Raw genomic sequence first — 20,699 nt, 5'->3', positions numbered from 1 at the left:
ACCACCTCTCGCTGGTGTGCCCGGTCAACCTGGGCTTCGCGTCCTTTCCCGACGACGGCAAGTCGCTCGACGAAGTGGTGAACGCGGCCGATGCGGCGCTGCAGATGGCGATCGAGCGCGAGCAGCCGATGGCCTTCTTCGACCGCACCATCGACAACGTGCAGAGCCTGCACTTCCGGCTGGAACCGCAGCTGCGGCGCGCGCTGGAGAAGAGCGAGTTCGTCAACTACTACCAGCCCAAGGTCGAACTGGCCACCGGCCGCATCATCGGCGTCGAGGCCCTGGTGCGCTGGATGGACCCCATGCGCGGGCTGGTGCCGCCGGGCGAGTTCGTGCCGGCGCTGGAAACCACCGGGCTGATCGGCGAGGTGGCGCAGAAGATCATGGAGCGGGCGATCGCCGACTGGCGCAGCTGGCGCGAAGCGGGTTTGAACGCGCCGCGCATCGCCGTCAACGTGGCCGCCGCGCAGTTGCGCACCGACGATTTCGTCCCGGCGCTGAAGCGCGCGCTGGAGGTGCTGGATGGGGACCCGTCGGCCATCGGCATCGAGGTGACGGAGAGCATCCTGATCTCGAACATGGAGCGCGCCATCGAAATCCTGCAGCAGGTGAGGGCGCTCGGCGTGCCGGTGGCGATCGACGACTTCGGCACCGGCTATTCGTCGCTCGCCTACATCGTCACCTTGCCGATCGACGAGCTGAAGATCGACCGCGCCTTCGTCAAGAAGATCACCGCGGATGCCGCCTACGAAGGCATCGTGCGCACTTGCGTCTCGCTGGCGCGCGGCCTCAATCTCAAGGTGGTGGCCGAGGGCGTGGAAACCGAAGGCCAGGCGGCGGCGCTGCGGGCGCTGGGCTGCGACCAGGCGCAAGGCTTCTACTACAGCCCGCCAGTGCCGGCCGAGCAACTGGTGCGCATGCTCAAGGCTGGCCCAATCCATCCGCCGAAAAGCACCTGAAAGTCGCCCTGGGTCGCTTTTCGAGCGACCGATCGGCGGAGGAAGGGCCGGCGAAGCCGGATCCTCTCCACAAGGGCAAACGGGCCGCGATGCGCGGCCCGTTTGCTTGTCACTTCAAACGATTTTGACCAGCTCGAACAACACTGTCGGCGGCAGTTCCGCCGTCAGCTGGTCGCGGCCGACCTTGGGCGTTTCAAAACGGTCGAAACCGCTGAGGTGAAAGGAAGGCAGATCGCGGGTGATCTCCACCAGCGGGCAGCGCTCCTCGCCGCCCAGCACGTCGCGGCGAAAGGCCGCCACTTCGTCGGAAGTGATGTCCCAGGCGGTGACCAGAACGTTCGGCCGGCTCTCGGCCATCACCACGCGCGCATGCATCGGGTCGGAGGCGGCGACGGCATCGATGCCCATCTTGCGCAGCGAATCCACGGCCTCGGCTCGCAGCCGGTCGTCGCGCGTCATCACCAGCACCCAGGTCTCGCGCAGCGAGGTGGCCTGGCCCTCGGCATCGGTCAGCTCCAGGCAGGCCATGCCTTCGGTGTTGATGAAGGTCTTGGGAAAGTCGATGGTGAGCAGGGCGGCGCCGTCGGCGCGCGAACGCGTCACCGTCAGCTCGGAAGATGCGGCGATCTGGCGCAGCAGCATCCAGTGCAGGCCATCGTTGAGCCGGCGGCCGCGCGGGCGGGCGGCCACACCGGGGGTGGTGGGGTGGGTGGAGGCAGCCGCTGGCGGCGGCGTCGCCACCCGGACCCGCAGCTGCGCCGGTCCGGGCCACTCCGAGGGGACCAGCGTCAGGTGCAGGTCCTTGCTGAAGCTGGTAGACCAGTCGAGGATGCTGTTCAACAGGCTGATCGCCACCGGCGGGTCCAGCAGCACGTCCACGGCCTGCAGGTCGGAGCTGACCGTGACGCCGGCCGCGGTCAACTCGGTGCCGCGCTCGTCCACCACGTGGCGCACCAGCTCCGACAGGTCGACGCGCTCGCGCGCCTGGCGAATGCGGCCACCGGCCAGCCGGGTGATCTGCTGGGCGCGCAGGCTGGTGCCGCGCAGCGTGTGCATCGCATCGCTCAGCGCCTTGGCCTCGCTGCGGCGCAGCCGTCCGGCGCCCACCAGGTAGTTCAGGGCGCGCAGCAGCAGGTTGCTGCTTTCCACCGCCTGCTCGGACAAGGCGGCCACCAGGTTCGGCCACTGCTGCGCCATCGACCAGCCGGCGTTGGGATCGGACGGCGCATAGGTGCCGGCGCCGTCGGACCAGCGGCGGCCCGAGGCGGGCACGCTGGTGGCCGTGGGCGCGCCAGCGGCATCGAAGCCTGGCGGCGGGTCCGAGGGGGCAGAAGACATGGCCGGCTCCGGTTCGACAAGGGAAAGCGCGGGGAATGCGACGGTAGCACTCATGGGGTTCCTCCGGTTGGCTGATCGGGAGCGAGCGCGGCATGGGCGCCCAGCAGGGTGCACTGGTGGGAGCAGTAGTCCACCAGGGCGTCGATCTCGGTGGACTTGTCGAACACGGCGTCCACGCCGAGCTGGCCGCAGCGCTTGCGCACGCTGGCGTTCACGTAATTGCTGAAGACAACCACCTTTTGCTCCGGGCGCGTGCGTTCCAGCCGCTGGATCAGCCGGATGCCGCTGCCACCCTTGAGGAAGAGGTCCACGATCACCATGTTCCAGCCGCCGGGGTGGCCGACCAGCCACTCGAAGGCCGCATCCTCGGTGGGGCTGCCGCCGACCACCTTGACGCAAGTGAGCTCTTCCAGGGCACCGGCAAGGTTTTCATGGATTTCCGCGTTGTCCTCGACGACAAAACAAGCGAGTTGCACGGGAGCTCAATAAGTAAGGTTCAGTGTCAAGGCGTAATGGACTCTAGGTCAGCCAGCGACTGGACAATACGGATACTCACGCATTTGCGTGTAGGACCAGGCCTACGAGTGCTCATGAGGTCCCCGCTGCGATGCCACCCCACTTAAGATGCGGCAAAGACACATCGGCTTCAATGGAACCAGTCACCGCGGACAGCGCAGGCCATCTCCTGCACCTGGTCGAACGAAGCGCGTTCATCGGGTTCTGGCGTCTCGACATTCGCAATGGCAAGCTTTACTGGTCGGACCAGCTGGCCCGCCTGCATGGTGCCGAGCCCGGCTACACGCCCAGCTTCGCCAATGCGCTTTGCCACTACGTCAAGGAGCACCGGGCCGAGCTGGATGCGCGCATGCGTGCCTGCCACGAACACGGCACGCCGTTCGACATCGAAGTGCAGGTCGATTCCCTTCAGGGCCGACGCATCTGGGCGCGGGCCGTGGGCCAGCCGCTGCGGGACGAAGCCGGCGATATCATCGGCGCCGAGGGCATCGTGCAGGAGATCGCGCCGGCCGGCCATGCGGCCGGCACGCTGCTGCGGCACACGGTGAGCATGGGCGGTTCGCTCGGCAGCGGCGAAGCCTTCGCCACCATCGATCACCAGGGTCGCATCAGTTACGCCAACGAGCAAGCCGAACAATTGCTTGCACCGGCCGGCGAGATGCCGATCGGCCGCTACATCTGGAGCTTCTTCCAGAAACGGGCGCGGCTGGCGCTGGAAGAGCGGTTCCGGCGGGCGCTGGAAAAACGCGAGGCGATCGAGCTCGAGGAGATCGACGCCCAGGTCAGCCATTGGCTGGAACTGCGCGGCTTCCCGTTCGGCAACGGCCTGGCGCTGCACATGCGCGACGTCACCGCGCGCCGCCAGGCCCAGCAGCATCTGATGCTGCTGGAAGGCAGCATCGCCCGCCTGAACGACATTGTCATCATCACGGAAGCGGCGCCCTTTCGGGCGCCCGGGCCACGCATCGTGTTCGTCAACGACGCTTTCGTGCGCCGCACCGGCTACAGCCGCGACGAAGTGCTGGGCCGGTCGCCGCGCTTCCTGCAAGGCCCGGACAGCCAGCGCGCGCAGCTCGACCGCATCCGCACCGGTCTCGAGCAATGGGAGCGGGTGCGGGTCGACCTGATCAACTACACCAAGGCCGGCGAGCCGTACTGGGTCGACCTGGACGTCTCGCCGGTGTGGGACGACGCGCGCCGCCTGACTCACTGGGTGGCAGTCGGGCGCGACATCACCGAACGCAAGACTGCGGAAGAGAAAATTCAGTACCTGGCGTTCTACGACCCGCTCACGCAGCTGCCGAACCGCCAGCACTTGCTGGACCGGCTGAACCAGGCGGTGGGCGAGGGCACCGGCCACTGCCGCGAAGGCGCGCTGATGTTCATCGACCTGGACAACTTCAAGGTGCTGAACGACACGCTGGGCCACCAGAAGGGCGACCTGCTGCTGCAGCAGGTGGCGCGGCGGCTGCGCAACTGCGTGGCAAAGGGCGACCTGGTGGCGCGGCTGGGCGGCGACGAATTCGTGGTGCTGCTGGAAAACACGCCGGAAAAGCCGCTCGATCCCATGACCGCGGCCAAGGTGGTGAGCGAGCGCATCCTGGCCGGACTGGGCGAGCCGTACGTGCTGCCGGGCTACCTGCACCACAGCACCTGCAGCATCGGCGTGACGCTGTTCGAGAAAGGCCCCAACAGCGTCAGCGAGTTGCTCAAGCAGGCCGACCTGGCGATGTACCAGGCCAAGGCGGCCGGCCGCAACGCAGTGCGCTTCTTCGATCCGGAAATGCAGGCGGTGGCCACCGCCAACGCGGCGCTGGCCACCGACCTGCGGCAAGCCTGGCGCGAGAACCAGCTGCGCATCGAATACCAGCCGCAGGTGGGTGCCGACGGCCGCATGGTCGGGGTCGAGGCGCTGCTGCGTTGGGAGCACCCGACCCGCGGCAAGGTCCAGCCGGCCGATTTCATCCCGACGGCGGAGGACACGTCGCTGATCATCCCGATCGGCCACTGGGTGGTGGAACAGGCGTGCGCGCAGCTGGCGGCCTGGGCCGCGCGTCCCGAGTGCAGCCACCTGAGCATCGCGGTGAACGTCAGCGTGCGGCAGTTCCGCCATCCCGACTTCGTCAGCGAGGTGATCGATTGCGTGCGCAAGGCCGGAGCGCCACCGGCGCGGCTGAAGCTGGAGCTGACCGAGAGTTTGCTGGTCGACGGCCTGGACCAGACGGTGGCGAAGATGGCGAACCTCAAGGAAATCGGGATCACCTTGTCGGTGGACGACTTCGGCATCGGCTACTCGTCGCTGTCGTACCTCAAACGGCTGCCGCTGGACGAACTGAAGATCGACCGGGAGTTCGTCAAGGACATTCTGACCGACTCCAACGACGCGGCGATCGCGGCCACGATCATCGGGCTGGGCCACAGCCTTGGCCTGAACGTGATCGCGGAAGGGGTGGAGACGGAAGAGCAGCGCCTGTTCCTGGCGCGGCAGGGCTGCGACCGCTACCAGGGCTACCTGTATTCGCGGCCGCTGGCGATCGAGCAGCTGGAAGAGTTCATGGAACGGGTGGCCGAGGCCGGGGGCGTCCTTACACCGGAACCATCTTGAGCGGTGACGTGATCTCGGCGCGCGGCAGGCGCAGGATGATGGCCTGGCCATTGCGCAGCAATTCCACCGACTCGTCGGCCGCCAGCGCCTGGACTTCGACCCAGGCCAGCGGCGCTTCGCCGGACTCGTGCAGCTGCGTGAACGCGCTGTCCGGCTGCGCCACGTAGTCGACCGCGACCACGCCATGGGTGGAGGAGAACTCCGTGCGGATGGTGATCTCGCCGGGGCAGGTGGCCGAATCGGTCAGCGTGAGCACCGCCGCGGCCAGCAAAAAGCGCATGGCGCAGCGCGAGACTTCGAAGTCGCCTTCACCCAGCTCGGTGCGCAGGTCGAAGCCGCGGAAGTTCAGGCTGGTGGACAGCAGGCGCACGCACTCTTCCACGCCTTCGCGCAGCTGGGTGGTGTCGTCGTCGGCGGGCTGCATCCAGGAGGCCACCTGCAGGCAGGTGGCCACGGCCTGCCGCGACAGCCGGTTGAGCTTGGATACGGAGCCTCGCAGATCGTCCTGCTCGATCGTGCCGCGCTCCAGCCGGGCAGTGAGCGCCTCGGCCATCATGCCCAGCGACTGCAGGTGCACCACCATGTCGTGGCGCAGCGGCGGCGCCAGGCGGCGCAGGATGTCGTGGCGGGCCGCACGTGCCAGGCTGCGCATGCGCTGCGGTGCTGCATCGTGGGCCACGGGGCTTGCTCCGGCGGTAGTGGTGATTGGGTCTTCGATGGCCAACACTTGGAGGTTATAGGAAAAGAAAAGATTCGGGGCGAGGCGCAGTCTGCGGGGGTGCAGGGGTACAGCTTGTCAGGCCACCCCGGGCCGGCATGTAGGAAGAAAACCTCAACCAGGCGCAACCAACAGCCTTTGCGCATGGGAGCGCTCAACCGGCGGCGTCGAGCTGCAGTTCCAGGCCGCAGTCGCCCTGCATCGCATGGACCGTCAGGCGCGCGCCACGGTCCACGCGGTGGCTCTGGTTCGGTTGCAGCACCACGTCGCGGGGATCGCCGTCGTGCGTGATCCAGACCACGCCACTGCGGCAATGCACGGTCATCACGCCGTGGCCGCGCGGCAGTTCGCGCGTGGCGCCACCCGGCACGTGCACCGCCAGCAGGCGGGTCACATGCGCAGTCGCGGGCCCGGGGCGCGAGCCGCGCCCGAGCAGGCGGGACACGAAGGCGGTGGCGGCGAGCGTGGACGGCATGGGAGCGATGCTTGCGCCCGGCCGGGCATGGGCGAAGGCGGCGAAGCTGCCATTCGTCGTAGGACCGGCGCTGGCGAGGGCGTCAGCACGGCACGCGCGCCGCTTGCCTCGCACGGGCGCGGGCTCTGCCGCCACGGCGTGCAGTCGCCGTCCTACAGCCGCGCCACTGCCGTGCCACTTACATTGCCGCACTGACTCAGGGACACAAGACATGAAGGCTGCATTGGTGCGCACGAGCGAATGGGCAGGGACGACCTTGCGCCGCGGCTGGGAAGCCGTGCGGCGGCATCCATGGCGCACCGCCTTGCTGATTCCGGCGCTGGTGCCGGCGGCGGCGCTGGTTTACGCGCTGGTGCTGCTGCCCTTCACGCCCAGCATCGGCGACATCAAGAAGGCCAAGCAGGAGTCGCCTTCCGTGGTGCTGTCCGCCGACGGCAAGGAGCTGGCCGTCTTCAAGCGCGCCAACCGCGACTGGGTCAAGCTCTCGGAGATTTCGCCCAAGGCGATCGAGGCCTTGCTGGCCACGGAGGACAGGCGCTTTTACGACCACATGGGCATCGACCTGGTGCGCACCGCCAAGGCGGCGGTGAATACCGTGCGCGGTGACCGCCAAGGCGGCTCCACCTTGACGCAGCAGCTGGCGCGCAACCTGTATCCGGAGGAGATCGGCCGTGCGCCGACCATCACCCGCAAGATCAAGGAGGCGATCACTGCGCTGAAGATCGAGGCGGTGTACAGCAAGGACGAAATCCTGGAGTCGTACCTGAACTCCGTCTCGTTCCTGTACAACGCGTGGGGCATCGAGATGGCCGCGCGCACCTACTTCGACAAGCCGGCCGGCAAGCTCGACGAACTGGAAGCCGCCACGCTGGTCGGCATGCTCAAGGGCACCAGCTACTACAACCCGGTGCTCAATCCCGAGCGCGCACTGGAGCGCCGCAACACCGTGCTGGCGCAGATGGTCAAGGAAGGCAAGCTGCCCACCGAGCGCTATGCGCAGCTGAAGGCGCAGCCGCTGAAGCTGGACTTCGCGCGGCTGCCGGAATTCAGCGGCCCGGCGCCGCACCTGGCCGAACACCTGCGCCGCTGGCTGATCGAGTGGGCCGACGACAACGACTACAACATCTACGCCGACGGCCTGGTGGTGCGCACCACCATCGACTCGCGGCTGCAGGAGCTGGCCAACGAAGCCGTCGCCAGGCAGGGCGAGGCGCTGCAGGCGGTGGCGGACGTCGAGTGGAGCCGCAGCAGCGCGCCCTCGCTGGGGATTAACCCGGAGGCCTTCATCCCGGCGCGCGCCAAGGCGCAGCCGTTCGACTATTTCTGGGGTTCGCGCCCGGACCTGCTGGACACCTTCATCCGCGAGTCGGCCGAGTACAAGGCGGCCCGCGAGCAGGGGCTGAAAGCCGATGCGGCGCTGGCCGGGCTCAAGGACGACGACAAGTTCATCGCCGCGCTCAAGAAGAACAAGACCATGCTGCAGGCGGGCTTCCTTGCCATCGAGCCGAGCACCGGCCATGTCAAGGCCTGGGTGGGCAGCCGCGACTACGCGCACGACAAGTTCGACCACGTGCAGCAGGCACGCCGCCAGCCCGGCTCCACCTTCAAGCCCTTCGTCTACGGCGCTGCCTTCGACCAGGGCATCCAGCCGAACGAAACCTTCATCGACGGCCCGGTGGCGATCCAGATCGACAAGGGCCAGGTCTGGCGACCGGGCGACGTCGGCGGGCCGCCGACCAACCAGCCGATGACGCTGCGCGAAGGCCTGGCGCGCTCCAAGAACACCATCACGGCGCAGCTGATGATGCGGGTCGGCCCCGCGCGCGTGGCCGCCCTGGCCCAGGCCATGGGCGTGCGCCAGAGCCCGCTGCAGGCGGTGCCTTCGCTGGCGCTGGGCACCAGCCCGGTCACGCTCAAGGAAATGGTCACCGCCTTTGGCAGCATCGCCAACGGCGGCCGCTACATTCCGCCGGTGCTGGTGACCGCGATCGAGGACCGTGATCGCAACCTCAAGGAAAGCTTTCACGCGCCGGCGTCCGAGCAGGCCCTGTCGAACCAGGCCGCGATGACCTTGCTGGACGTGCTGCGCGGGGTGGTTGAGCAGGGCACGGCAGTAGGCCTCAAAAGCCGCTTTGGCTTGGCCGGCGACCTGGCCGGCAAGACCGGAACCACCCAGGACAACACCGACGGCTGGTTCATCCTGATGCATCCGCAGCTGGTGGCGGGTTCGTGGGTCGGCTTCAACGATAACCGCGTGACGATGCGCAGCGAGTACTGGGGCCAGGGCTCGCACAATGCGCTGCTGATGGTCGGCGACTTCTTCCAGGGCTCCACCAAGGCGAAGCTGGTCGATCCCAAGTCGGTGTTCGCGGCGCCGCGCCTGCAGGACCAGGAGCGGCCGCTGCTGCAGCAGATGGGCGACTGGTGGAACAGCGTGTTCACGCCCGCCAGCGCGGACCCGGCGGTCGTGACGATCCCCGAGGCGCAGCCCGAGCCGCCGCCGCTGGAAGCGGCGCCGGCCAGCCCGTCCACGCCCTACGGTGGCTACGTCGGCTCGGCCCCGGCGCCGTTGGGCGCCGGCATGGCTTCCGGCGCCCCGGCGGTGCTGTCCGATGCGCCGGTGGTGGTCAGCGGCCCGGAACGCTTGCCGGCCTTGCCGCGTCCGCTGGAGAGTGGGCGGCCGGCCGAGACAGTTCCAGGCACCCAGGTCTACAGCGTGCCGGCCACCGTCGGCCGCCCCGCCACCAACCCTGCGACTGGTGCCGCCGCGGTCCTGGTGCCGCGTTCGCTGCAGCAGGACAACCCGCCGCCCAGAGTGCTGTCCGCGCCGACGCCGGCCATGGGCGGCCCGGCTCCGGCTTCCAGCGCGCCCCCGATTGCTTCGGCGACCGGCTCGGCGAGCAGCGCAGGTTTCGGCGCGGTTGCGCCGACGGTGTCTCCCAACCCCGCACCGGTCACGTCCGGCGCCGGTTCCAGCGCGCCAGCTGCCGCGACCGGGTCGGCGACCGGCAGTCCCACTTCGACCGACTGAGCAAATGAAAAGCCGGGCGCTGCCCGGCTTTTCGCTTCAGGGCCGCTGTGTCCTAGCGGTCGAGATCCAGCTTGCGCTGGTTGTCCGCCTCCACTTCGCGCTCCTGGTGGCGCACCACTTCCTTGGCGTCGCCCAGGGTCTTTTGCAGCTTGCCTTCCGCTTCCTTCGCATGGCCGCGAACGCGGGTGCTGGTGTCGCCGGTGAGCTTGCCGATCTGCTCTTGCACTTCACCGCCGATCTTCTTTCCTATGCCCTTGGTCTGGTCCTTGTTCATGGGTGGATTCCTTCTGTTGCGATGCCTCCATGTTGCGACGCAGCGCCGGTCCAGGTAGGGGCGCTCGGCCGGTTTTGGCGTGCGTGCGCTCCTACAGACCAGTGCACGGCTGGGCCAGCCAAACGACCACGCCGCGGCTGCGCCCAAGTCGCGGCTTTCGCAGGCCAGGCTGGACCGCGCTGGGCCCGGGGCCCGACTTCGGGCATGTTGGAACAATGCAGGTGCGGGTCGGACAGGCGATCCAGTGTCCAAGGACGCCCGCCAAGCTGGCCGTCGGTCCATCGAGCGCTACTTCCGCGAGAACATGGACGAGCCCATGGGCAAGGTTGCCGCCGCCGGCCTGTTCGGCTTCTTGCTGGAGGACATCGGCCCCAGCATCTACAACAAGGCGGTGGCCGACCTGCAGGAGCGGATGCAGATGCACCTGTCGCAGCTGGGCCTGGAATGTGCACGAAGACGCATTTCGCTACTGGCGCAAGCCCCGCCGGCCGGCCGGCCGCGCAAGTGACGCCGTCCTGTGTCACGATGCGCCGATGAAATTGCTGCTCGGCGTGTTCGCCTGGATGCATGGCCTGATGGCGCTGCTGTTCGCCGCCGCGGCGCTGGCGCTGATCGCCATCGCCACGCACGTGGCATGGACCGGGCTGATGGCCGACTTCGGCCGCGGCGCGGCCCAGGAGATCATCGAAGCCATGGGGCTGCTGGCCGCCGCCGTCGTCGCCCTGCAGATCGCCCAGACCATGGTTGAAGAGGAAGTGCTGCGCGGCGCCCACATCAGCGCGCCCACCCGCGTGCGCCGCTTTCTCTCGCGCTTTTTCGTGGTGGTCACGGTGGCGCTGGCGATCGAAGGCCTGGTGGCGACCTTCAAGGCGATCCACGAAGACCTGTCACTGCTGGTGTACGCGGCCGCGCTGCTGGCGGCCACCGGCGTGCTGGTCGCGGCCTGGGGTATCTTCGTGCGCCTGAACCGCTATGCCGAAGACGTGGAGCCCGAGGCCATGAGAGAGGTCAAGCGCGAGGACGCGGAACTCAAGCAGGACTGAGGAATGGACGACCGCAGGCCCGACGCCACACCGCCGCCGGCCAGCCGGCCGCCGCTCGACGTGCGGCTGACGGAGCAGCGCAACCCGCGCAGCATGCGCATCGACCAGTTCTCCACCCAGGAAATCGTCGACCTGATCAACGCCGAGGACCGGATGGTCGCGGCCGCCGTCGGCGAGGAGCGCCAGCAGATCGCCCGCGCCATCGACCTGGTGGTGGACAGCCTGCGCCGCGGCGGCCGGCTGGTCTACGTGGGCGCCGGCACCTCGGGCCGGCTGGGCGTGCTGGACGCGTCGGAGATGCCGCCCACCTACCGCACCGAGCCGCACATGGTGCAGGGGATCATGGCCGGCGGGTTCGAGGCGCTGCTGCGGGCGCGGGAGGGCGCGGAAGATCATCCTGAAGACGGCGCCCGTGCCATCGACGAACGCTCGGTTGGGCCGCACGACTTCGTGCTCGGGATCGCTGCCTCCGGCACCACGCCGTTCGTGCACGGGGCGCTGCGGCGGGCCCGCGAACTGGGCGCGCGCACCGGCTTCCTGCTGTGCACCTATCCATCGGCCGACCTGCTGCGCACCCACGATGTTGTCATCGCGCCGCTGGTGGGGCCCGAGGTGATCACCGGCTCGACCCGCATGAAGGCCGGCACCGCCACCAAGATCGTGCTCAACACCATCAGCACTGCCGCCATGGTCCGCACCGGCAAGGTCTACGGCAACCTGATGGTGGACCTGCAGGTCACCTGCCAGAAGCTGCAGGACCGCGGCGAGCGGATTCTGATGGACACGCTGGGCGTGCCGCGCGAGCAGGCCACCCGCTTGCTCGACGCATCCGGCGGCCACGTCAAGACGGCGATCGCGATGGCGCGGCTGGGGCTGGACGCGCACGAGGCGCGCCGCCGGCTGGAGGCGGTGGGCGGCTCGATCTCGGAGCTGGTCGGGAGCCTTGGCGCCGGCTGACCGCGCTCAGCTGCGCACCAGGTAGCTCGGATCGAGCTGGTCCACCGAGGTGACGCCCAGCATTGCCATGTCGCGCGAGACTTCCAGTTTGAGCAGCGCGATCGCCTTGAGCACGCCGGCTTCGCCGGCGATCGCCGCGGCGTAGCCGAACGGCCGGCCGACGAAGACGAACCGGGCGCCCAGCGCCAGCGCCTTGAGCACGTCGGTGCCACGGCGCACGCCGCTGTCCAGCATCACCGGCACCGCGGGGCAGGCGGCCACGATTTGCGGCAGCGCCCGCAGCGGCGCCACCGTGCCATCGAGCTGGCGGCCGCCGTGGTTGGAGACGATGATGCCGTCGACGCCGGCATCGACGGCGATGCGGGCGTCGCGCGGATCGAGGATGCCTTTGATGACCAGTTGCCCCGGCCACTGCGCGCGGATGCGGCGGAAATGCGCCCAGTTCAGGTGGCCGCGGTCGGAGAAATCGCGTTCCACGTTGGGTGACATGATCGGCGTGCCACGGGTGGCGTAGTTGTTCTCGAAGTGCGGCATGCCGTGCCTGACCAGCGTGCGCGCGAAGGTGCCGAGCAGCCAGCGCGGATGCGTGATGCCTTGCCACGCCAGCCGCGCGCTCGGCCGCAGCGGCGTCGAAAAGCCGGCCCGCACGTTGTTCTCGCGGTTGGCGGCGATCGGCGAGTCGACGGTGATCACCAGCGTCTGGTAGCCGGCCTGCTGCACGCGCTGGAGCAACGCCTCGATGCCGGCGTCGTCGCCCGGCAGGTAAGCCTGGAACCAGGCGTCGGGGTTGGCGCGCACCACCTCTTCCAGCCGGATCAGCGAGGAGCCGCTCATGACCATCGGGATGCCCTCGCGCGCCGCTGCCTGCGTCAGGACCAGGTCGCCGCGGTAGGCCGACAGCGCGCTGATGCCCATGGGCGCGATGCCGAACGGCGCCGCGTAAGTTCGCCCCAGCAACGGCGCGGCCATCGTGCGGCGCGAGATGTCCACCAGGTAGCGCGGCACGAAGTCGTACTGCTCGAAGGCGGCGCGGTTGCCGCGCAGCGACGCGTTGCGCTCGGCCGCGCCGGCGATGTAGCCGAACACCGGTCGCGGCAGGTGGCGCTGCGCCGCCGCCTCGAAGTCGTCCAGGCACAGGATGTTGGCGAAGCGGCGCGGCCAGGCTGCCGGCCGTTGCTGTGCGCCGGTCGCGGGCGTCGTCGCGGGCGCGGCGTCGGCAGGATGGTCGATCTGCATGGGGCTTGGGCGGTTCAGGATGCCTTGGGGACGGTGGGGATGTCGAGGCCGGCGTTGGCCTGGACCTGCAGCGCCAACGCGTTCCAGTCCCAGTCGGCGCGACCGCTGTCGCACAGCGCGCTGAGCAACTCTTCGGCCGCGGCGGCGCCCGGCAGGCGGGCGCCGGCATCGCGTCCGGTCTGCAGCGCAATGCGCAGGTCCTTGCGCATCAGGCGGGCCCGGAAGCCCGGCTGGAAGTCACCGTCGATCACGCGCTGGGCGTGCTTTTCCAGCGCGAAGCTGCGCGCCGTGCCGCCGAGCAGCACCTCGCGCATCACCCTGGGGTCCACGCCCTGGGCCCGCGCCAGCGCCAGCGCGTCGGCCACGCCCAGCATGGCGCCGGCAACCGCCACCTGGTTGCAGGCCTTGACGGTCTGGCCGGCACCGAGGTCGCCCACGTGCGTGATGCTCTTGCAGAACGCACCCATGACGGCGCGGCAGGCGTCCACCTGGTCCGCCGGGCCGCCAACCATCGCGGTCAGCGTGCCGGCCTCGGCGCCGCCCTGGCCGCCGCTGACGGGCGCATCGAGCAGCGCGGCGCCGTGCTCGGCCAGCCGCTTGCCGAAGATGCGGGCGGAGGCGGCAGCGATGGTGCTGGTGTCGACCACGCAGGCGCCGGCCGCCAGGCCGGCGGCCAGGCCGTCGGGCCCGAACAGCACCGCTTGCACCGCATCGTCGTCGGACACGCACAGAAACACAAGGTCGCTCGCGCGTGCGACGTCGGCCGGCGTGGCGGCGCGCTGGGCGCCGGCATTGACGAAGGCCTGCGCGGCCTGCGGCTTGCGGGCGAACACGGTCAGCGCGTGGCCCTTGCGCAGCAGGTTGTGCGCCATGCCGCTGCCCATCACGCCCAGGCCGATGAAGCCGATGCGGCTGTCGGTGCCGAACGCCTTCACTTGGCCACCGCCTTGCCGATCTGCTCGTACGCCTCGGCCACTTCCTTCTGGAAGGCCGGGCCGTCGGCGTAGTCTTGCGTCAGGCCGGACTTGGTCACGTACTCCTTCCAGGCGTCGGTCTGCATCGCCTTGCGGAAGCTGTCGTGCAGGTAGCGGTGGATGGTCGGCGGCAGGCCGGCCGGCGCCATCAGCCCCTTCATGTTGTCGAGCGCCACGGGCACGCCAATCTCGGTCATGGTCGGCACGTGGGGCAGCGCCGGCAGGCGGCTGCGCGAGAACAGCGCCAGCGGGCGCACCCGGCCGGCGTCGATCATCGGCTTCATTTCCTCGTAGGCGCCGAAGGCCGAGTCGACCTGGCCGCCCAGCAGCGCGTTCATCGCGTCGGCCGCGCCCTTGTACGGCACGTGCAGCAGCTTCAGGCCGGCCTGCTTTTCCCACACCAGCGCGGTGGCGTGGAAGATGCCGCCTTCGCCGGTGGAGCCGTAGGAGACCGTCTCCTGCCCCTTCTTCGCCTCGGCCAGCAGCGCCTTCATGTCGGCGAGCTTCGAGTCGGCGCGCACGGCCAGGATGCTGGGGGCGCGCGAGACCTTGATCACCGGCGTGAACGACTTGCGCGGGTCGTAGGTCAGCGGCTTGAAGTGGCCGACCAAGGTGGTCTCGCTGCCGCCGCCGACGAACAGCGTGTAGCCGTCGGCCTTGGCTTCGGCCGTGGCCTGGGCGGCGATGGCGCCGGCGGCGCCGACCTTGTTCACCACCAGCACCGTCACCGGGATGATGCCCCTGGCCGCGAACGACAGCTGGCGCGCGATCTGGTCGGCCGAGCCGCCGGGAGCGAAGCCCACCAGGATGGTGATGGGCTGGGTCGGAACCCAGTCCTGTTGCGCCCAGGCGGGCAAGGCGGCGGCGGCCAGCAGGCCGAAGGCCGCCTCGCGCCGATCGATGAGGTGGATCCTGGTGCGCATCTTGTCTCCTGTGTCGCGCATTCTCGCCCGCGGACGTGTTCTGGAAAAGCGATAAAAGGCGAAGCTGCGCCATCGCCTGCCGGAAACATGACGCTCAAGCAGCTGGAGGCCTTCTACTGGGCCGCCGCCTCCGCCACCTTCCTGGTGGCGGCCGATCGGCTGCACGTCTCGCAGTCGTCGCTGTCCAAGCGCATCGCGCAACTGGAAGGCCAGCTGCGCCGGCCGCTGTTCGATCGCAGCGGCCATCGCGCCGTGCTCACCGAGGCTGGACAGCAACTGCTGCCGCTGGCGCGCCGGATGCTGGGCCTGGCCGACGAGATGCGCACGCTGGTGGCCGAGGCGGGCGGCCTGCAGGGGCACTGCTGCTTCGGCATCGGCGAGCTGGCGGCGCTGACCTGGCTGCCCGACCTGGTGGCCCACCTGCGCGCGGAGTAGCCGGACCTGGTGTTGGAGCCGCACGTCGATCTGGGGGCGGCGCTGGCGCGGCGGCTGGACAGCGGCGAACTCGACTTCGCGGTGATCGCCGGTTATTCAGCGCGCAGTGCGATCGCCAGCGAGGCGGTCGGCCAGGTGCGCTTTCAGTGGGCGGCCGCGCCGGGGCTGGTGCAGGGCCGGCGCTCGATCACCGCCCGGCTGCTGCAGGAGACTGCGTTGATCACGATGCCCGCCGGCGCCGGCGCCACCCGGCTGCTGGAACACTGGCTGGCGGTGAACAACCTGGAGCCGGGCCGGCGCCTGACCTGCAACAATCCGGCCGCCATCGCCGGACCGGTGGCGGCGGGGGTCGGCCTGGGACTGTTCCCGCACGGCTGGCTGCAGCAGATGGCGGAGCGCGGCGCGGTGGTGGAGTTGCGCAGCCGGCCGGCGTTGCCGCCGCTGGAGTACACCTTCCAGTGGCGTCGCGACGACACGCGGCCGCTGTTGGCGCGGATGCGCGAGGCGGTGGCAGCGACCGCCGATTTTTCCAAACCGAATCCGATCTGGTCATGACATCGACATTCCCGCCGGCGCTGGAAGGACGGGGAACTACCAGGACGCGCCGAACACCGCGCGCAATTCCTCGATGGCTTGCTCCGGCAGCGGCGTCGGCCGCGCCAGCAGCCACAGCCTGGCCGTCTCCTCCAGCTCCTCCAGCACCGCCATCGCCCGCGCCGGCGTGTCGTGCCAGACGTTCGGCCCCAGCCGCGACAGCATCACCGCGCGGATGGCGATCGGCGCGTGGCGCGCGATCAACGCCGCCACCAGATCACCCACGGCGGGGTCACCCGGCCGGTGGTACGGCACCACCGGCACGTGTCCCACCTTCATCACGAAATAAGGCGTGATCGGCGGCAGCAGCTCGCCCACCGGGTCAGCCAGGGTCAGCGCCACGCAGTGGGTGCTGTGGGTGTGGATCACGCAGCCGGCGGGCCGGCCCAGCTGCGCCTGCGCTTCGTAGATGCGCCGGTGCAGCGCCAAGGTCTTGCTGGCGCGCTCGCCGCTCACCTGCAGTCCCGCCAGGTCCACCTTGGCCAGTTCGCCGGGCTGCAGCAAGCCCAGGCAGGCATCGGTGGGCGTGATCAGGAAGCCGTCGTCCAGCCGCACGCTGATGTTGCCGGCGCCGGCATGCACGTAGCCGCGCTCGAACAGGCTCTTGCCGATGCGGCAGATCTCCGTGCGGGCCGTTTGCTCGTTCATGCCAAGCGCGCGAACGCGTCGCGAAAGAAATCGGGGCCGCCGAAGTTGCCGGACTTCAGTGCCAGGTGGACGTCGACGCCACAGGCGCGGGCACCAGCGAAGCACCACGGCACGCCGGGGTCGATCTGCGGGCCGATGCGCAGCTGCTGCACGCCCAGCGCCTGCACGGCCGCGCCCGAGGTTTCTCCGCCGGCCACCACCAGCCGGCCGACGCCGCGCTCGACCAGGCCCTTGGCGATGGCTGCCAGCGTTTGCTCCACCAGCGCACCGGCCCTGGCGGCACCCAGGCGGCCCTGCACGTCCTGCACCGGCGCCGGCGCTGCGCCGGAGTACAGCAGCACCGGCTGCGCACCGAGCAGCGGCGTCGCCCAGGCCAGTGCCTCGCCCACCACGTCGTGGCCCTGCGCGATGCGCAAGGGGTCGACCTGCCAGGCCGGACCGCCGGCCTGCACGAAGGCCGCCACCTGCTGGTTGGTCGCCACCGAGCAGCTGCCCGATACCACGGCAGCGGCGCCGCGCGCGGGCGGCAGCGTGGCGGCCGCGGCCGACGGCGCCAGCCCGTGGTTTCGCGGCAGGCCGATGGCCACGCCGGAACCGGCCACCACCAAGGCGGCGTCGTGCAGGGCCAGGCCGAGCGCCAGCAGGTCCTGGTCGGCGACCGCGTCGACGATGCCGAAGCGGCAGCCTTCGGCGCGCAGCTGCGCGATGCGTGCGCGGATCGCTTCCGGCCCACGCCGCACGACCGCGTGCCCGACCAGCCCGACGCGCGACTGCACCTGCGCCTGCAGCACCCGCACCAGGTTGGCGTCGGTCATCGGCGTCAGCGGGTGGTTGCGCATGCCCGAGTCGCTCAGAAGCGCGTCGCCCACGAACAGGTGGCCCTGGTAGACGGTGCGCGCGTTTTCCGGAAAGGCAGGCGTGACGCAGGCGAAGTCGGCGCCCAGCGCGTCCAGCAGCGCCTCCGCCACCGGGCCGATGTTGCCGGCCGGCGTCGAGTCGAAGGTGGAGCAGACCTTGAAGTAGAACTGGCTGCAGCCCTGCGCCTGCAGCCAGCGCAATGCGGCCAGCGACCGGGCGACGGCATCGGCGGCCGCGGTGCTGCGCGACTTCAGCGCCACCACCACCGCGTCCACGTCAGCCACCGGCTGCGAAGGCACGCCGATCGTCTGGACCACCGCCATGCCGGCGCGCACCAGGTTGTTGGCCAGGTCGCTGGCGCCGGTGAAGTCGTCGGCAATGCAGCCGAGTCGCAATGTGCTCATGAGCGTGCCAGTCCTTGTTCGATGGCGTCCAGCAGCGCCTCCGGCGCAGCGGGCTTGACCAGGTGCTGGTGGAAGCCGGCCGCCCGCGCCCGCTCCACGTCCGCCGCCGTGCCATAGCCGGTGAGCGCCACCAGGTGGCAGGCCGCCCCGTTGCCGTGCGCCCGCACCCGCGCCGCCAGCTCGTAGCCGCTGATGGTGGGCAGGCCGATGTCCAGCACCGCCACCTGCGGCTGGAAGTGGTCCAGCATGGCCAGCGCCGCCATCGGCTCGTAAGCCACCCGCACCTCGTGCCCGGATATTTCCAGCAGGGCGGCGGCGGTGTCGGCGGCGTCCTGGTTGTCGTCCACCAGCAGCACGCGCGCACCGGTGCCCGCCAGCTCGCCTTGCACCTCGTTGGCCCGCGCGGTGCCGGGCGGCGGCACCAGCGGCAGCCGCACCACGAAGGCGCTGCCCTTGCCGGGCCCGCCGCTGAGGGCGCGCACGCTGCCGCCGTGCATGTGCACCAGGCTGCGCACGATGGCCAGGCCCAGGCCCAGTCCACCGAAGGGGCGGTCGGCACCCTGGGGCGCCTGGTAGAACAGCTCGAACACGTGCTCCAGGACCTGCGGCGGCATGCCCAAGCCGTCGTCCGCCACCTCGATCTCGGCGCAGTCGCCGTCGCGCCGCAGCCGCAGCGCCAGCTGGCCGTCCGGCCGGCTGAACTTGAGCGCGTTGCCCAGCAGGTTGGCCAGAACCTGGCCCAGTCGCACCTCGTCGCCGGACACCCAGAGATCCAGGGCATCGGGCGCCAGCTGAAGGGCGAAGCGGCGCTCGTCCAGCGCCGGCTCCACGCCTTGCGCCGCGTGCCGCACCAGGTCCGCCAGCGGCAGCGGCCGGAACTGCATGGTCAGCCGTTGCGCCGTGATGCGCGAGACGTCCAGCAGGTCGTCCACCAGCCGCCGCATGTGCGCCACCTGCCGTTGCATCACTTCGCGCTCGGCCCGGGTGCGCTCGTCGCCCTTGCGCGCCATCAGGTGCAGCGCGGTGGCCATCGGCGCCAGCGGGTTGCGCAGCTCGTGGCCCAGCATGGCCAGGAATTCGTCTTTGCTGCGGCCGGCCTCCTTGGCCAGGCGCAAGGCTTCGGTGGCGCGGGCCAGCAGGGCTTCGCGCTCGACCTCCGCGGCGCGGCGCTCACGCGCGGCGCGCTCGCCGTCGGCGCAAGCGGTTTCCAGCGCAGTCGCGACCTCGCGCAGTTCGGCGATGCCCAGCGGCGGCACCTGCACCGGCTCGCCCCGGCCGAGCGCGCTTGCCGCCGCCTTCAGCGCCAGGATCGGCTCGGTCACGCCCCGCGCGAAGTACCAGGCCAGGAAGGCCGACAGGCCCAGCGAGGCGAGCAGGCCGGCGCCGACCGCGCCCAGCACCCCGAGCAGGCCGCTGTCCGCTTCGTCGGTGGAGATGCCGGTGGCCACCACCCAGCCGGAGGCCGGCAGGCGGCTGAAGCCGGTGTGGCTGAAGCGGCCCTCCAGCGTGCGCGTGGGGCCGCTGCCTTCGGCCGCGCCGGTGTCCAGCAAAGCCTGCAAGGAGGGTGAGGGGCGGGCGCTGGCGTGTTGCTGCGAGCGCGCCACGCGGGTGCCGGTGTGGTCGAACACCGCCACCACCGAGGTCTGGTTCAGTCGCTGGCGCTGCACCACCGACGCCACCCGTTCCACCGGCAGCACCGCCGACAGCACGAAGGCCAGCTCGCCATGGCGCAGCACCGGCACCCGCACGGCGAAGGCAGTTCCGCCCCGCCCGCCCGGCAGCACGCGGCCGACCACCGGCTGGCGGGTGGCGACGGCGCGTGCCATGCTTTGCTGGTCGCTCGGCCCCGGCACCGGCGCGTCCGGTTCCACCTGGGTGCTGAGCACCGGCCGGCCACCGGCGTCGGCCACCAGAACGGCGCGCCAGCCCTGGCTGGTCGCCACCCGGCGCGCCAGCGCATGGAACTCGGGCAGCCGGCCCGGCTGCAATTCGCTGGCCGCGGCCAGGCTGTCCAGAACGCTCATGGTGGCGCGCAGTTCGGCGTCGACGGCGGTGCCCAGCGCCCGCGACACGGTCAGTGCGCTGGTTTGCGCATGGCGTCCTCGCTCGCCGGCAAGGTAGCCGAGCACGGCGATCGCCACCAGGGCCAGCGGCACCAGGCCGCTGGCCGCCAGCAGGAACAGCCGCAAGCGCAGCGGGCTGCCGGTGGATGCGGGTTTCATCGCGGGCGCAGCACGTAGCGCACGAAGCCGTCGGCCGTCGCGAGCTGGTCGTACAGGCGCCGCGCCTGCGCGTTGTCGGTCTGGGTCATCCAGTAGACACGGGCCCAGCCTTCGGCGCGCATGGCGTTGTGCAGCCACTCGACCAGCGCGCGGCCTGCGCCATGGCCACGGGCCGCCGGCGCGACGAACAGGTCTTCCAGGTAGCAGACCGGCTGTGACTCCCAGGTGTTTTCATGGACCACGCAGTTGGCGAAGCCGAGCACCTGGCCTTCGACCTCGGCGACGATGCACATCACGGCGGAGTCGGGGTCGAGGATACGTTGCCAGGTCCGGTTGCTGACCTCGTCGGGCAGGCGGATGCGGTAGAACTCGCAGTACCCGCGCCAGAGGCCGCGCCAGGCAGCTTCGTCGGAGGGCAGGGCGGCGCGGATCAGGCAGGGTGGCGTCACCCGCGCATTGTGCATGGACAACACGTCGGCTGGCGCTTCC

17 protein-coding genes and 2 pseudogenes are annotated in these 20,699 nt (G+C 70.1%); 7 read left to right on the top strand and 12 right to left on the bottom strand.

Annotation, left to right across the window (positions count from 1 at the left end):
* A partial coding sequence (locus tag JWP65_RS15295) for a bifunctional diguanylate cyclase/phosphodiesterase (RefSeq protein WP_299765225.1) occupies positions 1-959 on the top strand: 959 nt, incomplete at its 5' end.
* 114 nt (positions 960-1,073) lie between these two features.
* On the opposite strand, the gene JWP65_RS15290 is transcribed toward JWP65_RS15295, so the two are convergent.
* Together JWP65_RS15290 and JWP65_RS15285 are read right to left on the bottom strand one after the other, a co-directional pair.
* Positions 1,074-2,297 carry a hypothetical protein gene (locus tag JWP65_RS15290; protein ID WP_299765223.1) on the bottom strand — a complete coding sequence of 408 codons (1,224 nt, stop codon included), beginning with the start codon at positions 2,295-2,297 and terminating at the stop codon, positions 1,074-1,076.
* A gap of 50 nt (positions 2,298-2,347) precedes the next feature.
* Complete coding sequence (locus JWP65_RS15285) at positions 2,348-2,773, bottom strand: response regulator (protein WP_299765221.1); 426 nt, start codon at positions 2,771-2,773, stop codon at positions 2,348-2,350.
* A gap of 173 nt (positions 2,774-2,946) precedes the next feature.
* Between JWP65_RS15285 and JWP65_RS15280 the strand changes: the two genes are divergently transcribed.
* Positions 2,947-5,418 (top strand): EAL domain-containing protein, encoded by a 2,472-nt coding sequence (locus JWP65_RS15280; protein ID WP_299765219.1) that lies wholly within the window; start codon positions 2,947-2,949, stop codon positions 5,416-5,418.
* Here the strand turns inward: JWP65_RS15280 and JWP65_RS15275 are convergent.
* Complete coding sequence (locus tag JWP65_RS15275; protein WP_299765217.1) at positions 5,399-6,097, bottom strand: hypothetical protein; 699 nt, start codon at positions 6,095-6,097, stop codon at positions 5,399-5,401. The two genes, JWP65_RS15280 and JWP65_RS15275, sit on opposite strands and share 20 nt — an antisense overlap.
* 193 nt (positions 6,098-6,290) lie before the next feature.
* Positions 6,291-6,611: a DUF2917 domain-containing protein gene (locus JWP65_RS15270; protein WP_299765215.1), complete on the bottom strand. Its 321-nt coding sequence runs from the start codon at positions 6,609-6,611 to the stop codon at positions 6,291-6,293.
* A gap of 211 nt (positions 6,612-6,822) precedes the next feature.
* Between JWP65_RS15270 and JWP65_RS15265 the strand changes: the two genes are divergently transcribed.
* A complete protein-coding gene (locus JWP65_RS15265) occupies positions 6,823-9,642 on the top strand; it encodes a transglycosylase domain-containing protein (protein ID WP_299765213.1) in 2,820 nt (939 codons plus the stop codon).
* A gap of 52 nt (positions 9,643-9,694) precedes the next feature.
* On the opposite strand, the gene JWP65_RS15260 is transcribed toward JWP65_RS15265, so the two are convergent.
* A complete protein-coding gene (locus tag JWP65_RS15260; RefSeq protein WP_299765210.1) occupies positions 9,695-9,916 on the bottom strand; it encodes a CsbD family protein in 222 nt (73 codons plus the stop codon).
* A gap of 244 nt (positions 9,917-10,160) precedes the next feature.
* Here JWP65_RS15260 and JWP65_RS15255 point away from each other — a divergent pair.
* The 3 genes and pseudogenes from JWP65_RS15255 to murQ all read left to right on the top strand — a co-directional run.
* A pseudogene (locus tag JWP65_RS15255) lies at positions 10,161-10,395 on the top strand (DUF2164 domain-containing protein); the annotation flags it as partial.
* Between the two features lie 54 nt (positions 10,396-10,449).
* Positions 10,450-10,959 carry a hypothetical protein gene (locus JWP65_RS15250; protein WP_299765233.1) on the top strand — a complete coding sequence of 170 codons (510 nt, stop codon included), beginning with the start codon at positions 10,450-10,452 and terminating at the stop codon, positions 10,957-10,959.
* A gap of 3 nt (positions 10,960-10,962) precedes the next feature.
* Positions 10,963-11,916: an N-acetylmuramic acid 6-phosphate etherase gene (gene murQ / locus JWP65_RS15245; protein WP_299765208.1), complete on the top strand. Its 954-nt coding sequence runs from the start codon at positions 10,963-10,965 to the stop codon at positions 11,914-11,916.
* 6 nt (positions 11,917-11,922) lie between these two features.
* On the opposite strand, the gene JWP65_RS15240 is transcribed toward murQ, so the two are convergent.
* Genes JWP65_RS15240 through JWP65_RS15230 form a run of 3 tightly spaced genes read right to left on the bottom strand, consistent with a single transcriptional unit; the run spans position 11,923 to position 15,049 of the window.
* Entirely contained in the window at positions 11,923-13,152 is a 1,230-nt protein-coding gene (locus JWP65_RS15240) for an alpha-hydroxy acid oxidase (RefSeq protein WP_299765206.1), read from the bottom strand.
* Between the two features lie 14 nt (positions 13,153-13,166).
* Positions 13,167-14,087, bottom strand: a complete 921-nt coding sequence (locus JWP65_RS15235) for an NAD(P)-dependent oxidoreductase (RefSeq protein WP_299765204.1) — start codon at positions 14,085-14,087, stop codon at positions 13,167-13,169.
* A complete protein-coding gene (locus JWP65_RS15230; protein WP_299765202.1) occupies positions 14,084-15,049 on the bottom strand; it encodes a tripartite tricarboxylate transporter substrate binding protein in 966 nt (321 codons plus the stop codon). The genes JWP65_RS15235 and JWP65_RS15230 overlap by 4 nt, the downstream gene beginning before the upstream one ends.
* An 87-nt stretch (positions 15,050-15,136) precedes the next feature.
* Here JWP65_RS15230 and JWP65_RS15225 point away from each other — a divergent pair.
* Positions 15,137-16,039, top strand: a pseudogene (locus JWP65_RS15225) (LysR family transcriptional regulator).
* 36 nt (positions 16,040-16,075) lie between these two features.
* On the opposite strand, the gene JWP65_RS15220 reads toward JWP65_RS15225, so the two are convergent.
* Genes JWP65_RS15220 through JWP65_RS15205 form a run of 4 tightly spaced genes read right to left on the bottom strand, consistent with a single transcriptional unit; the run spans position 16,076 to position 20,659 of the window.
* Positions 16,076-16,726 carry an aldolase gene (locus tag JWP65_RS15220; RefSeq protein WP_299765200.1) on the bottom strand — a complete coding sequence of 217 codons (651 nt, stop codon included), beginning with the start codon at positions 16,724-16,726 and terminating at the stop codon, positions 16,076-16,078.
* Positions 16,723-17,988, bottom strand: coding sequence for a 3-oxo-tetronate kinase (otnK, locus tag JWP65_RS15215; RefSeq protein WP_299765198.1), 1,266 nt, complete (start codon positions 17,986-17,988; stop codon positions 16,723-16,725). The genes JWP65_RS15220 and otnK overlap by 4 nt, the downstream gene beginning before the upstream one ends.
* Positions 17,985-20,210, bottom strand: coding sequence for an ATP-binding protein (locus JWP65_RS15210; RefSeq protein WP_299765196.1), 2,226 nt, complete (start codon positions 20,208-20,210; stop codon positions 17,985-17,987). The genes otnK and JWP65_RS15210 overlap by 4 nt, the downstream gene beginning before the upstream one ends.
* Positions 20,207-20,659 carry a GNAT family N-acetyltransferase gene (locus JWP65_RS15205; protein ID WP_299765194.1) on the bottom strand — a complete coding sequence of 151 codons (453 nt, stop codon included), beginning with the start codon at positions 20,657-20,659 and terminating at the stop codon, positions 20,207-20,209. Before JWP65_RS15205 ends, JWP65_RS15210 begins: the two co-directional genes overlap by 4 nt.
* Positions 20,660-20,699 lie beyond the last annotated feature (40 nt).

The sequence above is a fragment of the Ramlibacter sp. genome, assembly GCF_028292805.1.
GTDB lineage: Bacteria > Pseudomonadota > Gammaproteobacteria > Burkholderiales > Burkholderiaceae_C > Ramlibacter.
Note: the sequence above shows the minus strand (reverse complement) of the source record. Positions and strands in the feature narration are given on the sequence as shown.